Raw genomic sequence first — 14,729 nt, 5'->3', positions numbered from 1 at the left:
ATGGCCGCCCCTTCTGGCCGACCGACGCTGCTTTACCATTTGTATTGCGGCCTGACTGCTGTGGCGGTCCCTTTCGTATGGCGCGCGGTGCGCAAGAAACTTCTGGCGGCAGAAGTCCCAACCCTGCGCCAACATGAGCGACTGGGTCACGCCAGCCAACCGCGCCCCAAAGACCAACTCATCTGGTTTCACGCCGCCAGTGTGGGCGAGACTCTGTCGGTCATCACTCTGATCAAACGTCTGGGCGAAAGGCTGCCAGATGCCAGCTTCCTGATCACCTCAGGAACACCCACATCGGCGGCGCTCATCGAAAAGCGGATGCCGCCCCGGACGCGCCATCAATACCCGCCCTTGGACGCAGCTGGCCCTGTCCGGCGCTTTCTGAACCACTGGCGACCCGATGCTGCCATCTTTGTCGAAAGCGAAATCTGGCCGCGGCTTATCACCGAAACCCACAATCGCGACATACCTCTGGCACTGCTGAATGCACGACTTTCAGATCGCTCTGTTGAGGGGTGGAAAAAACGGCCCCAAACAGCGCGTTTCCTTCTGGACCAATTCACCCTTTTCCTGACCCAAAACGACAAAACCGCCCGCAACCTGATTGCCATGGGTGCCCCAGAAACCCGCGTGAAACCGGGCACGAACCTCAAAGCGATGTCCGACCCGCTACCGGTGGACCGCACCACACTTGAGGAGATTCAAACCCAAATCAGCGACCGCCCCATCTGGATCGCCAGCTCAACCCACGCCGGAGAAGAGGAAACCGTACTTTCGGCCCATGCCGAACTGCTGAAACAATGGCCCGACCTGCTGCTCCTCTTGATTCCACGCCACCCCGAGCGTCGAGGCGACGTTGCCGCGCTGATCGAACAGTCTCACCTAACGGCAGCCTTCCGCTCTGCGTCGCGACCCATTGCGCAGGATACACAAATCTATGTCGCCGACACGCTGGGCGAAACCGGCACCTGGTATGCGCTCTGCCCGATCGTGTTCCTCGGCGGGTCCCTTAAGGAAATCGGCGGCCACAATCCGTTCGAACCTGCCCAAGCAGGCGCAGCCGTGATCACCGGCCCCGGCTATTTCAACTTCGCCGAGACCTTCGCCCCCCTGATCGAAACAGGTGGCGCAACCGAGGTCCGAACAACACCAGAGCTAACGAAGGCAGTCACCAAATGGCTGTCTGATCCAACCAAACTGAACGCAGCCCGCGAAGCTGCGAAAACCTGCGTAAACTCTCAAAAAAACGCACTGGACGACATCGTCGAAACACTTTGCGCCCAGCTTAACCTGAAACGTCAGGATCCCACTTCATCTGGCTAAAAATATCCCGGGGGCGTGGGGGCAGAGCCCCCACCGGCCCGCACGTTCAAGCCGCCGGCATCCTCTGTTCAACAATCTCAGCCCACCAGCTACACCCGGCCGGTATCGCTTCATCGTTGAAATTATACTCTGGGTGATGCACCGCTGCCGTGTCGCCGTTGCCCACCAAAATATACGCGCCCGGCCGCTCCTCCAGCATAAACGCAAAATCTTCACCCCCCATGACCAAAGGTGCCTCTTCGCATGCACCGGACACCGACCGCGCCACATCAGCTGCAAACTCGGTTTGCGCCTCGCTGTTCACCATCACGGGATAGCCCCGGTAATAGGTGACATCGACGCGCCCGCCAAAGGTCGCAGCAACACCGTTGCAGATTTCGCCAATTCGCTTCTCGGCCAAGTCGCGCATGGCGGTGCTCATAGTCCGCACAGTGCCGCGCATCTTGACCGTCTGAGGGATCACGTTGAACGCAGTGGAAGAGGTCTCGAACGAAGTGACTGACACCACCACCTGATCCACCGGGTCGGCATTCCGCGCGGCGATGGTCTGCAAGGCCAACACAGCCTGTGCGGCCATCACTGTCGTATCCACCGTCTCATGTGGCTTGGCCGCGTGACCGCCCTTGCCTTCAAACACGATATCAAACTGATCGGTGGCCGCGAAAAACGCACCGGGCCGGATGGCGAAACTGCCAACGGGATGACCCGGCCAGTTGTGCATTCCATAGACCTCTTGAATACCCCATCGGTCCATCATCCCGTCTTCACACATCTCGCGGCCGCCGCCACCGCCTTCTTCGGCCGGTTGAAAGATCACCACAACAGTGCCATCGAAGTTCCGCGTCTCGGACAGGTATTTGGCCGCACCCAGCAACATTGCCGTATGCCCGTCATGGCCACACGCATGCATCGCCCCTCCAGTTTTCGAGGCATAGTCCAGTCCTGTCGCCTCAAGGATCGGCAGCGCATCCATATCCGCCCGCAACCCTATGACCTTGCCGCTGGTGTCAGCCTTGCCTTTGATCACCCCAACAACTCCGGTTCGGCCAATGCCCGTCACCACCTCATCACACCCAAACGCCTTCAACTTTTCCGCGACCAGAGCGCTGGTCCGGTGCGTTTCAAACAGAATTTCAGGATGTTCGTGAATGTCACGCCGCCATTCCGTAATTTCAGTCTGCAACTCCGCAAAGCGGTTCTTGATCGGCATGTCTCTCTCCCAAATCTATCTGTCGGTCTTCAATGCACCAGATAGCAGCACAATGAATACGGCCAGCGGCAACAGCGCCATGAACGCCAAACGCAATGTAAGCATTTCGGCCAAAAACCCAATAAGCGGAGGCCCGATCAACAACCCGCCATAGCCCAGCGTCGCCACGCTGGCGATGGCTTGCCCCGGCGGGATCGTCGCATCATTGGCAGCCCGGCTGAACGCAAGCGGCATAATCACCGCATAGCCGACACCCATCAACGCAAACCCAGCCAGCGCTGGTCCCGGCGCGTTGGCCGCAACAACCCCGATCACGCCCAAAGCCGCACAAACCCCACCGAACCGTGCCGTAGGCACCGCGCCAAACCGAGCGATGACAAACCCGCCTGCCAGCCGGAACGCCACCATCGTAACGGAGAACACCGCATATCCCAACGCAGCGACGCTTTCTGCTGCTCCGGTGACATCACGCAGGAAAATCGCGCTCCAATCTGCGACCGCGCCCTCGCCCAAAGCGCCGCACAATGCGATGAACCCCACCAGTACCAAGGCCCCCGATGGCAACGCGAAAACCGCCCCACCTGACGTCTCAACCCGCCGCGACGACCATCGCACCCAGGAAAAAGCCAACGCCAGCGCGACCACAACACCGCCCGCCAGCAAGAAGTGCTGTAAGACAGACAAACCCAACTGCACAGCGCCATAACCGCTGAGCGCGCCCAGCCCTGCCCCAAGGCTCCACATCGCGTGAAACGAGGACATAACTGGCTTGTCATAGGCCTGCTCGACCTCGGCCGCCCAGGCGTTCATCGCCACATCCATCGAGCCATGAAAGGCCCCGAATACAAACAGAAACGCCGCCAGCGCCCAGAACCCGCCCGCAAAGGCCAGCAGGATCAGGGAAAACGTATAGAGGACGGCAATGATCCGCGTAATCGCAACAGCACCAAACCTGTCGGTCAAACGCCCCGTGACCGGAAAAGAACACACCGCACCTGCCGCCATAAACAGCAGACCATATCCCAAGGCCTCATGCGTCAAATCCAGCCGGTCGCGGACCGCCGGAATGCGCGAGGCCCAGATACCGAAAAGCGCACCATTTAAGATGAACATGGCCGCCACGGCCCGCCATGCGGCCAATATTCCGATCACGCTCTAATCCTTCGCACGTCCCTGCCTGTTTCCGTTCTATAGACGCTCCCTGGATTAGCAAATGCGGATTATTCCAACCGCTTGCGTATCTGACGAATCCCGTACCAGACCAAAAACACGACCGGCAGCGTAACAATAGCGGTCAGCATACCTTTGCTGATCCCAGCCTTGGTCAAGGGGTACAGCAAATAACTGACTAGCGAGACTGCATAATAACTGATCGCAACCACCGACAGCCCTTCGACCGTATGCTGCAACCGCAGCGCCAGATCGGACCGGCGATCCATACTCTCCAGCAACGCCTGGTTTTGTGCGCTGCGCTCCACATCCACCCGCGTTCGCAGCAACTCTCCGGCGCGGATCGCCCGGTCGGACAAGGCTTGCAACCGACGTTCGGTGGATTTCACAGTCCGAATGGCCGGATCATAGCGGCGCATCATGAAGTCCGCGAAACTCTGCCGCCCCGCGAACCGTTCTTCGCGCAACACTTCGATCCGCTGATTGACAATCGCTTCATATGCCCCCGTGGCCCCGAAGCGGAACGAACAGCGGGCAGACAGTGTCTCCAGTTCGATCGAAGTCGACAACAAATCTGGCAATAGCTCATCGGGGTGCGCCGAATTGTCAGTCATCTGCCCCATCAACCGGGTCAGCTGTGCGTCCAACTCACTGATCCGTGGCGTCAGCTGCTTCACCCTTGCAAAGCCTAACATGGACATGGCCTTGTAGGTTTCGATCTCGCACAGGCGTTGAATAATCCGCCCGGTCCTGCGCCGCCCTGTCTGTTCGTCGACAAACAGCGCAAAGCGCATGTGTCCAGCCGGGTCGATGCGAAAGTCACTGGCGCATATGGCCGAATCGTCCAGCACCCGCGCCACAGCCAAGCTTTCAGGTTCAAACCAATCCACCAGCGCAGACTGCACCACATCATCTCCTTCCCGAGGCACCACACGGATCATGGCCGAGGTCACACGCTGACCGGGGCTGGCCATCAACCAATCGGGGGGGAACACCTCGAAATCGGCTGGATTGAAGGCACGATCACTGACATTTTGCGTAATCGCTGTGTAAGTGACAAATTCCGTATGTTGCTCCCATTTCAACCAATGGCGCCCGATCTGTCCGGCATAATGCGTGGCGTCAGGCTGCGGATGCTGTGCGCCATGGCGGTCCAGCAGATTGATCAGATGCGCGATATCTTCATCCCGATCCCGCGCCACCGCTGCTTCGGATTTTTTGATCGCCAGAAACACTACCGTGCAAGGAGAGGACGCCACCGGAAAAGGGCGCGCATGCAATTCATTGGCCAGAGCATAGCGCAAAGGATGATCATCTATGGGGGTCATAACGGGCTCCGAAGTCACCGTCGCACTATACGATGTTCAGGCCTCTCATCAATTCTCTTTTTATTTCTTATAGTTACAAGAATACCTTCGCATACATTCCTGCTATCTTGTTGAAATAACTGCCAACCTGAAACCTAGCAGCCTCAAACACCAAAAAAGCAAACCCCGCATGCTTCATCTGGCCAAAAAATATCCTGGGGGGCTTTGGGGGCAAAGCCCCCCAACATCAAAAAAAGAAAAGGGCGCCGGTAGGCGCCCTTTGCAATTTCTCTGAACCGGATGCTCAGTCGATCATCGGCAGCAGCTTGTCCAGCGACTGCTTGGCGTCGCCATAGAACATGCGGGTGTTCTCTTTGAAGAAAAGCGGGTTTTCGATGCCCGAATAGCCGGTACCCTGACCGCGCTTGGACACAAACACCTGCTTGGCCTTCCAGCATTCCAGAACCGGCATCCCGGCGATGGGGCTGTTGGGATCTTCCTGCGCCGCAGGGTTCACGATGTCGTTCGACCCGATCACGATGGCAACATCCGTTTCCGGGAAGTCCTCGTTGATCTCGTCCATCTCCAGCACGATGTCATACGGCACTTTGGCTTCAGCCAGCAGCACGTTCATATGACCCGGCAGACGGCCGGCAACGGGGTGGATCGCGAAGCGCACCTCTTTGCCCTTGGCGCGCAGCTTGCGGACCAGTTCGGAAACAGACTGCTGTGCCTGCGCAACCGCCATACCGTAGCCAGGAATGATGATCACGCTGTCAGCGTCGTTCAGAGCTGCGGAAACGCCATCGGCGTCGATGGCCACCTGCTCGCCCTCAACTTCCATCTGCGGGCCCGAGGTGCCGCCAAAGCCGCCCAGGATCACGCTGACAAAGTGACGGTTCATCGCCTTACACATGATGTAGGAGAGGATCGCACCGGACGAGCCAACCAGCGCACCAACCACGATCAGCAGGTCGTTGCCGAGGCTGAAGCCAATGGCCGCTGCGGCCCAACCCGAATACGAGTTCAGCATCGATACAACCACCGGCATGTCCGCGCCACCGATACCCATGATCAGGTGATAGCCGATGAAAAGCGCCGCTAGTGTCATCAGGATCAGCGGGAACAGACCACCCGAGGCGGTGTACCAGATCAGGCAGATCAGCGAGAGACCTGCCGCAGCCGCGTTCAGCGCATGACCGCCGGGCAGCTTGGTAGCGGCCGAAGTCACTTTGCCCGCCAGCTTGCCATATGCCACGACAGAACCGGTAAAGGTGATCGCACCGATGAAGATGCCCAGGAACAGTTCCACGTGCAGGATGGTCAGTTCCGCAGCTGTCTTCTTGGCAATCAGCTTGGCAAAGGCGCCCAGATCCGACAGGTCCGCTTGGTTCGCCGCATCCGCAATCGCCATGACCTGCGCGACGTTGCCGATCTCAAAATGCGCGTTGAAGCCCACAAACACAGCCGCCAGACCCACGAGGCTGTGCATCGCGGCCACAAGCTGCGGCATCTCGGTCATCTGCACGCGCTTGGCGACGTAAGAGCCAATCAGACCGCCGCCTGCAATCAGCAGCAGCGACAGCAGCCACAGGCCCGAACCGGGACCCACAAGCGTGGCGAACACCGCCAGCGCCATACCAACAATGCCATACCAGACGGCGCGCTTGGCGCTTTCCTGGTTCGACAACCCGCCCAGAGACAGGATGAACAGAACAGCCGCAACAACATAAGCGGCAGTGGTGAAGCCAATCATCTACCCGGCCTCCTTAAGATTTCTGGAACATGGCGAGCATGCGCCGGGTGACAAGAAAGCCGCCGAAGATGTTGATCCCGGCCATAAAGACCGACAGCGCCGCCAGCAGGATCACCAGGAACGAGCCCGATCCGATCTGCATAAGCGCCCCAACAATGATGATCGACGAGATCGCGTTGGTGATCGCCATCAGCGGGGTGTGTAGGCTGTGCGCCACACCCCAGATCACCTGGAAGCCCACGAACACGGCCAGCACGAACACGATGAAGTGCTGCATGAAGCTGGCCGGAGCGACCAGACCCACCAACAGCATCAGCGCGCCGCCCACACCCAGCAGGGTGAACTGCTGCTTGGTCTGCGCCTTGAATGCCGCAATCTCCTGCGCCTTTTTCTCTTCCGGGGTCAGTTCCTTGACCTCAGGCTTCTTCTGCGCTGCGATGGCCTGCACTTTCGGCGGCGGCGGTGGGAAGGTGATCTCACCCTCAAAGGTCACGGTCGAGCCGCGGATCACGTCATCTTCCATGTCGTGGTTGATTTGACCGTCCTTTTCAGGCGTCAGGTCAGCCATCATGTGACGGATGTTGGTGGCGTACAGAGACGAGGACTGCGCCGCCATCCGACTGGGGAAGTCGGTATAGCCGATGATGGTCACGCCATTGTCGGTCACGATCTTCTCATCCGCGACAGTCAGCTTGCAGTTACCACCCTTTTCCGCCGCGAGATCGACGATGACCGAGCCCGGTTTCATGCTTTCGACCATATCCTTGGTCCAAAGCTCAGGAGCCTCGCGGTTCGGGATCAGCGCGGTGGTGATCACGATGTCCATCTCGGGGGCAAGTTCACGGAACTTGGCCAGCTGCGCGTTGCGGAATTCCTCGGACTGGACAGAGGCATACCCGCCGGTGGCCGCGCCATCCTGCTGCTGCTCTTCAAAGTCCAGATAAACGAACTCAGCCCCCATGCTCTCGACCTGTTCGGCCACTTCGGGGCGCACGTCGAACGCATAGGTGATTGCGCCCAGCGACGTGGACGTACCGATCGCGGCCAGACCGGCCACACCAGCGCCCACGATCAGAACTTTCGCAGGAGGTACTTTACCCGCAGCCGTCACCTGACCGGTGAAGAAACGACCGAAGTTGTTACCCGCCTCAATCACGGCACGGTAGCCCGCGATGTTCGCCATCGAGGACAGCGCGTCCATCTTTTGCGCGCGGGAAATACGCGGCACCATTTCCATGGCGATCACGTTCGCGCCTTTGGATTTGGCCAGCTCCATCCCGTCTTCGTTGCCCGCAGGGTTGAAGAACGAAATCAGCGTTTTGCCTTTGGTCAGGCGCTTCAGCTCGGTTTCAGTGGGCTGGCGGACCTTAGCGACGATATCGACCCCTTTCCACAACGCAGCTGCGGTCTTGACGATCTCAACGCCTGCGGCCTCATAGACCGCGTCCGAGAACCCGGCAGCGGCACCCGCCCCGGTCTCAATCGCGCAGTCATAGCCCAGTTTCTGCAACTGCACGGCAGAATCCGGAGTCATGGCGACCCGGTTTTCACCGTCCAGTATTTCCTTTGGTGTACCTATCTTCACCGGCTGTATCCCCCTAATTTTCACTCAGACCCGAGCGGGTGGTCGGTATGGTTCATCAAACATTGATCTATCCTGCGCAATATTATTTCGCAAGCGCAGCATAATTTACGCTGTGTCACAACGCGTCGATCCTCAGACCCAGCGGCGGGTCTGCTGTTCGTAACGGGCGAATTCCGCACGAAATTTTCGGCGTAACCGGTCTTCTTCCGGTACGATAAAGCGGCGCTCCAACAGCCACGTGAAAATCGGGATCAGCACCAGGGACAGCACCGCATCGAACCGCAGGACCAATCCTGTCAGGATCAAAACATCCCCCAGATAGATTGGGTTCCGACTGCGCTTGAAAACGCCAGTCTGCACCATTTGGGTCGGCACCTGATGCGGAAGAACGGTTGTTTTATGCCTTCGAAACTCGACAACAGCCAGCACTGCCAGAATAACACCCCCGCCAATCAGCAGGCCACTGAGAAGATCGGTAAACCAACCGCTGAAGGACAATCCCATGGGCAAGAACTGCGCTTGCAGCCACGCTAGACCGGCAGCTGCTAGCAACCAGATCGGAGGGATATCAATTTTCTGCATTCGCGGCGTCTTTCCAGCTGTCACTCAGGTCCGGAGTGTCGTTTTCGACCGACGGTCTATCGCTTTCTGACCTGAATATCAAAATACCAGATAGTCGCAGCAGTGTAATACGCCGCCTGACTCACAACCTCTTCCGATGGACAGCACTGTGCGCATCCGCTAGCCATCTTCAGGAAACGGAATTTTCATCAGCCCGGAGCATCCATGACCGATTTCAAAGCGACCAAAGCCATGTTCGATCTGCCCAAGGGCGTTGTCTATCTGGACGGCAACTCTCTGGGACCGCTGCCGCGCGCCGCTGGTGACCGGGTGAACGACATGCTGGTCAAGGAATGGGGTCAGATGCTGATCACAGGCTGGAACAAGGCTGGATGGATGGGGCTGCCCGTGGCGCTTGGGGATCGTATCGGACGGTTGATCGGCGCAGAACCCGGCGCGGTGGTAACAGGCGACACGCTGTCCATCAAAGTGTACCAAGCCGTGGCTTCAGCGTTGGAACTGCGCCCGGACCGCAAGGTGGTTCTGTCCGATAGCGGCAATTTCCCATCGGATCTGTATATGGTGGATGGTCTTCTACGCTCGTTAGGACCGGACTATGAATTGCGCGTCGTGGCACCCGAGGACGTGGCCGACAACATCACCGAAGACGTCGCCGTCTTGATGCTGACCGAGGTCGACTACCGCTCGGGGCGGATGCATGACATGAAGGCGCTGACCGAACTGGCTCATGCCAACGGCGCGATCACGGTTTGGGATCTGGCCCATTCCGCCGGGGCAATTCCCGTAGACCTGTCGGGCTGCAATGCCGATTTCGCGGTAGGCTGCACCTATAAATATCTCAATGGCGGCCCCGGAGCGCCCGCCTTTATCTATGTCGCCCCGCGGCTGGCCGACCGAGTGCGCCCAGCCCTGTCGGGCTGGCTCGGTCATGAAGCACCCTTTGCCTTTGATCTGGATTACCGCCCCGGCGGTGGGATCGAGCGGATGCGGGTCGGCACCCCTCCGATCATCCAGATGACGGCGTTGTCGGCAGCGATGGACATCTGGGACATGGCGGACATGGCCGATGTACGCGCAAAATCGGTGGAGCTGACGGAATTGTTCATTGCGCGGGTCGAGGCCACCTGCCCCGAACTGGTGCTGGCCAGCCCACGTGACCCGAACCAACGCGGTAGCCAGGTCTCGTTCCGGTTCACCGAAGGCTATGCGGCTATGCAGGCACTGATTGCCCGTGGCGTGATCGGTGATTTCCGCGCGCCTGACATCATGCGATTTGGCTTCACGCCGCTTTACATCGACGAACAGGATGTCGCGCGTGCCGTGGAAATTCTGGCCGACATCATGACCAACCGTCTGTGGGATACCCCGGAATACAAGCAACGCCAGCGCGTTACGTGATCGCAAGCGCGGTGCCAAGAAGGGTTGCCAGATTGGCGTTGGAACGGGTGAATTCCTGCGAATCTGCGGCCGAGACCTTGATCCCACGCAAGGCCGACGTGATCATTTTGGCCGTTTCCGACGGCTCATCGAACAAATGCACACGCCCGTTTTCCGCCTCTAGCCCGAGCCAATTCGCGTAAAGCGCGACAAGCTGCGCCTCGCCCTCGGTCACCAGATCGGCAGCGGTCGAGACGCTGACATCCAGCAACTCCAGTCCGTGCGGTGTCGCCAATATTTCGGCCATCCCATCGGTCTGCGCCTCGATCGCGCCGCTGATGATCTGTTGCACTGCCCCCCCGGCTGTCAAAGCCTCGGCGACGGCGGCAATCTTGCGGTCATAATACCGCTGGGTCAGCTTGCGCAGAATCGTCTCTTTGTTCGGGAAATACTGGTACACGGCAGGGCGTGACATTCCCGCACCCTTGGCAATGTCATCCATCGAGGTTTTTCGGAACCCATAGGCCGAAAACGCCTGAAGGGCCGATTCCAGAATGGACTGGCTCTTTTCTCCTGCAACAATATCTTTCAATTCAGCTTCTGACATTTTTAACTCATTTTGTCAGTTGACGATCTGACAGTTTCACCTATTTATGTCAGAAGAACAACGCAGCGACAAGCCGAGAGGAAGCGCAATGGCGACCAATCTGACGATCAACGGAACTTCCCATCAGGTGGACCAGCCCGATGATGTGCCCCTTTTGTGGGTTTTGCGCGACGAATTGGGCATGACCGGCACCAAATACGGATGTGGCGTGGCAGCCTGTGGCGCATGCACCGTCCATATCGACGGCGAGGCGGTTCGCTCCTGCCAGGTTGCCCTGTCCGATGTCTGGGGCGACGTCACAACAATCGAAGGCCTGGGAACGCCCGAAGCGATGGCCACCATACAGCAATCCTGGGTGGATCATCAGGTCGCTCAATGCGGTTTTTGCCAGTCGGGCCAGATCATGCAAGCCGCGGCGCTGCTGGCCGAGAACCCCTCGCCCACCGATGCGGATATCGACGACGCGATGCAGGGCAATTTGTGCCGGTGCGGCACCTATCCTCGCATTCGGGCCGCGATCCACGACGCTGCATCCAAACTGAAGGAGGCGTAAGCCATGGCATCTGTTGGTAAAATCCTGCGCCGCACCTTCCTGATCGGATCAGCCGCTATTGTTGGCGGCGTGGCCTTTGGTGCCTATTACGTGAGTCGCCCCGCCGCCAACCCGCTGAAACCCGGCGATGGTGAAACGGCGCTCAGCCCGTTTGTCCTGATCGACCAGCAAGGTGTGACACTGTTCGCGCCGCGCGCCGAGATGGGACAGGGCGTGATGACCACTTGGGCCGCCTTGATCGCAGAAGAGCTGGATGTGGAGCTGGACGATATCCGCGTTCTGCACGGCCCGGCTGCAGCAGCCTATTACAACAACGCTCTGCTGGGCGAAGGGCTGCCGAACAAGGGCTATGACATCTCCGATTTCCAGCACAATCTGGGCGAGGCCTTGGGCGTGATTGGCCGCAGCCTCAGTCTGCAGGTCACGGGCGGATCGACCTCGATGAAGGACGGATTCGAGCGGATGCGCGAAGCCGGGGCCACCGCGCGCGAAACGCTGAAACAGGCGGCGGCGGATCGGTTGGGCGTTGATCGCACTCAGCTGAAGACCGAAGGTGGTGCGGTGATCGCGCCTGACGGCACGCGCCTGCCGTATACGGAACTGGCCGAAGCTGCCGGGCAGATTGAGCCACCCAATGTCGGTCTGCGCGACCCGTCGGATTGGCGTCTGCTAGGACGAAACCTGCCGCGCGTTGATGTGCTGGGCAAGTCCACCGGCACCGCCGAGTTCGGCATCGACGTGCGCCCTGAGGGTTTGAAATTCGCCTCGGTCCGGATGAACCCGAAACTGGGCGGCGTGATGAACGGCTTTGATGAAAGCGCCGCCAAAACCATGCCCGGTGTAGAACAGGTGGTCGATCTGGGCAATGGTGTCGCCGTCATCGCCAACAACACCTGGTTGGCCATTCAAGCAGTCGAGGCCATTGATGTGGATTGGGGCGACGCGCCCTATCCGCCTGAAACTGACGGTTTGTTCGCCAAGATCGCCGAGGCGTTCGACGACGCTCCGAACTCGACAATGCGCGATGATGGCGATGTGGATGTCCTGCCCGAAGGTGCGACGGAAATCAGCGCCGAATACACGGTGCCCTACCTGGCGCATTCCACGATGGAACCGATGAACGCCACTGCGCTGTTCACCGGCACCAAGCTGGATCTGTGGTGTGGCAATCAAGCTCCCACCCTACTGCTGGCGCGTGCAGCAAACACCGCCAACCTGGACAAGGACGCGGTCGAGATCCACACCTCCTATTTGGGCGGCGGCTTTGGCCGGCGCGGAGAGCTGGACTTTGCTGAAATCGCGACCAAGGTTGCGATGGCCATGCCCGGCGTCCCGGTCCAGACCACTTGGAGCCGCGAAGAAGACATGCGCCATGACTACTACCGTCCCGGCGCGATTGCCCGAATGCGCGGCGCGGTCAAGGACGGTCAGGCCGTTCTGATCGACGGCAAGGTCGCCGCGCAGTCCTGCACCCAGCAGGCGGTTGAGCGTTATACCGGCCTGCCCGGTGCCGGACCCGACAAGGTGCTGGTCGAAGGCCTGTTCAACCAGCCCTACGCCGTCCCCAATTACCGCATCAGTGGCCATATTGCGGATCTCAGCGTGCCAGTAGGGTTCTGGCGCTCGGTCGGCAACAGCCATAACGGGTTTTTCCACGAGACATTCATGGACGAAATGGCCCACGCTGCCGGTCGCGACCCACTGGATTTCAGGCTGGAACTGGCGAATGACGAGCACGCCCCCTCGGCCGGTGTACTACAAGCGGTCAAAGAGATGTCGGGTTGGACCGGCAAAACTCCCGACGGTGTCGGGCGTGGTGTCGCGATGACTTACAGCTTTGGCACGCCAGTCGCGCAGGTGATCGAAGTGGTTGACGAAGACGGCACCATCCGCATCGCCAAAGCCTGGATCGCCTGTGACGTCGGCCTTGCGCTGGACCCCGGCACGGTAGAGGCCCAGATGTTTGGCGGCATGATCTATGGTCTGTCGGCCGCCGTTATGGGTGAGATCACCTTTGCCGAGGGCGAGGTCGAGCAATACAACTTCCCCGACTACGACGCCCTGCGGATGCACAACGCGCCCGCGACCGAGGTGCGCATTCTGGAAACCAACCGTCACCTTGGCGGCGTGGGTGAGCCCGGAACGCCCCCTTCAATGCCTGCGCTCGGCAACGCCCTATTCGACCTGACGGGCGAGCGTGCGCGCGCACTACCGCTGATCAATCAGTTCAATCTGCTGGTTTGATCACGATGCGCCGGTCTGGTCCTTCTCTCCCGGACCGGCGTACATTTTATGCGCTTTGTTGAACCAACCGCGCACCTGATCCTTCCGACCATGCATGCACGGCTGCCCCGAACGCCTCGAACAGCGGGCGCGAGACCGGGTCGTTTTCAGCGTCCCACTCCGGATGCCACTGCACCGACAGCGTGAACCCCGGCGCGTCCTGCACATAGATCGCTTCGGGCGTACCATCGGGCGCATACCCATCAACAACGATGCGATGGCCTACGGTTTTGATCCCCTGCCCGTGAAGCGAGTTCGTCATCACTTCATGTGCACCCATCAGGCGGTGAAATACGCCACCTTCAGACAGGGTCACGATGTGGCGCAGGGCAAACTTCTCTTCCAACGTGCCATCGGGCGGCATCCGGTGATTCATACGCCCCGGAAGATCGCGGATTTCTGGATAGAGCGTCCCGCCCATCGCCACATTGACCTCCTGAAAGCCGCGGCAAATGCCAAAGAACGGTTGGCCCCGCTCTACGCAGGCCCGCACCAATGGCAGCGCAATTGCATCCCGTGCCCGGTCAAATTCTCCGTGCGCATCCGTCGCGGCTTCGCCGTATTCTTCGGGGTGAACATTGGGACGCGCGCCGGTCAACAGAAACCCGTCACACACCTCCAGCAATTCCTCGACCGACACATAGCGCGGGTCCGCCGGGATTAGCATCGGCAGACAGTCCGAGACATTGGCCACTGCGTCCGAATTCATCGTCCCACCCGTATGGGTCGGGTATTGGTCGTTCATCAAATATGAGTTGCCGATGATACCGACGATGGGTCGAGACATTCTGCTTTCCTGATTTGTGCCGTGTTCAGGGAAAGCTAGCCGCCACGCCCGCCGCGCGCAATGGCACAACCCCTGTGTATCAGCGCAGGCACTTGTTCAGCTATGCACATGGGTGTTGTGATGGGGACAAATGCCCATTTGTCAGGCGCTTCACACACGCCAAAGGGTCAGAGAGCCCGCAGACTCTCT

12 protein-coding genes are annotated in these 14,729 nt (G+C 59.4%); 4 read left to right on the top strand and 8 right to left on the bottom strand.

What is annotated here, in order from left to right:
* Complete coding sequence (locus AC2FJ6_RS07215) at window positions 1-1,323, top strand: 3-deoxy-D-manno-octulosonic acid transferase (RefSeq protein ID WP_170769249.1); 1,323 nt, start codon at window positions 1-3, stop codon at window positions 1,321-1,323.
* Between the two features lie 46 nt (window positions 1,324-1,369).
* Here AC2FJ6_RS07215 and AC2FJ6_RS07210 read toward each other — a convergent pair whose 3' ends face one another.
* The 6 genes from AC2FJ6_RS07210 to AC2FJ6_RS07185 form a co-directional block, all read right to left on the bottom strand.
* The gene (locus tag AC2FJ6_RS07210; RefSeq protein WP_170769248.1) at window positions 1,370-2,533 is read right to left on the bottom strand and encodes a M20 aminoacylase family protein; all 1,164 of its coding nucleotides are present in this window, start codon (window positions 2,531-2,533) and stop codon (window positions 1,370-1,372) included.
* Between the two features lie 15 nt (window positions 2,534-2,548).
* Window positions 2,549-3,685, bottom strand: coding sequence for an MFS transporter (locus tag AC2FJ6_RS07205; RefSeq protein WP_331252067.1), 1,137 nt, complete (start codon window positions 3,683-3,685; stop codon window positions 2,549-2,551).
* A gap of 68 nt (window positions 3,686-3,753) precedes the next feature.
* Complete coding sequence (locus AC2FJ6_RS07200) at window positions 3,754-5,031, bottom strand: DUF3422 family protein (RefSeq protein WP_170769247.1); 1,278 nt, start codon at window positions 5,029-5,031, stop codon at window positions 3,754-3,756.
* A gap of 283 nt (window positions 5,032-5,314) precedes the next feature.
* A complete protein-coding gene (locus AC2FJ6_RS07195) occupies window positions 5,315-6,766 on the bottom strand; it encodes an NAD(P)(+) transhydrogenase (Re/Si-specific) subunit beta (RefSeq protein ID WP_170769246.1) in 1,452 nt (483 codons plus the stop codon).
* Between the two features lie 13 nt (window positions 6,767-6,779).
* Window positions 6,780-8,351, bottom strand: a complete 1,572-nt coding sequence (locus AC2FJ6_RS07190; RefSeq protein ID WP_170769245.1) for a Re/Si-specific NAD(P)(+) transhydrogenase subunit alpha — start codon at window positions 8,349-8,351, stop codon at window positions 6,780-6,782.
* Between the two features lie 132 nt (window positions 8,352-8,483).
* On the bottom strand, window positions 8,484-8,933 hold the full coding sequence (locus AC2FJ6_RS07185; protein WP_170769244.1) for a methyltransferase family protein: 450 nt from the start codon (window positions 8,931-8,933) through the stop codon (window positions 8,484-8,486).
* A gap of 204 nt (window positions 8,934-9,137) precedes the next feature.
* Here AC2FJ6_RS07185 and kynU point away from each other — a divergent pair, with 204 nt between their 5' ends.
* Window positions 9,138-10,331, top strand: a complete 1,194-nt coding sequence (gene kynU / locus AC2FJ6_RS07180; RefSeq protein ID WP_496668719.1) for a kynureninase — start codon at window positions 9,138-9,140, stop codon at window positions 10,329-10,331.
* Here kynU and AC2FJ6_RS07175 read toward each other — a convergent pair.
* On the bottom strand, window positions 10,324-10,917 hold the full coding sequence (locus AC2FJ6_RS07175; RefSeq protein ID WP_496668717.1) for a TetR/AcrR family transcriptional regulator: 594 nt from the start codon (window positions 10,915-10,917) through the stop codon (window positions 10,324-10,326). The genes kynU and AC2FJ6_RS07175 overlap by 8 nt on opposite strands.
* Before the next feature lie 88 nt (window positions 10,918-11,005).
* On the opposite strand from AC2FJ6_RS07175, the gene AC2FJ6_RS07170 reads away from it, so the two are divergent.
* Together AC2FJ6_RS07170 and AC2FJ6_RS07165 are read left to right on the top strand one after the other, a co-directional pair.
* Window positions 11,006-11,470, top strand: coding sequence for a (2Fe-2S)-binding protein (locus AC2FJ6_RS07170; RefSeq protein ID WP_170769241.1), 465 nt, complete (start codon window positions 11,006-11,008; stop codon window positions 11,468-11,470).
* A gap of 3 nt (window positions 11,471-11,473) precedes the next feature.
* Window positions 11,474-13,714, top strand: a complete 2,241-nt coding sequence (locus tag AC2FJ6_RS07165) for a xanthine dehydrogenase family protein molybdopterin-binding subunit (protein WP_170769240.1) — start codon at window positions 11,474-11,476, stop codon at window positions 13,712-13,714.
* A gap of 46 nt (window positions 13,715-13,760) precedes the next feature.
* Here AC2FJ6_RS07165 and AC2FJ6_RS07160 read toward each other — a convergent pair whose 3' ends face one another.
* On the bottom strand, window positions 13,761-14,540 hold the full coding sequence (locus AC2FJ6_RS07160; RefSeq protein WP_170769239.1) for a gamma-glutamyl-gamma-aminobutyrate hydrolase family protein: 780 nt from the start codon (window positions 14,538-14,540) through the stop codon (window positions 13,761-13,763).
* Between the last annotated feature and the right edge of the window lie 189 nt (window positions 14,541-14,729).

The sequence above is a fragment of the Ruegeria sp. CDSA089 genome (assembly GCF_059612205.1).
This window is presented reverse-complemented; position numbering and strand designations above follow the sequence as displayed.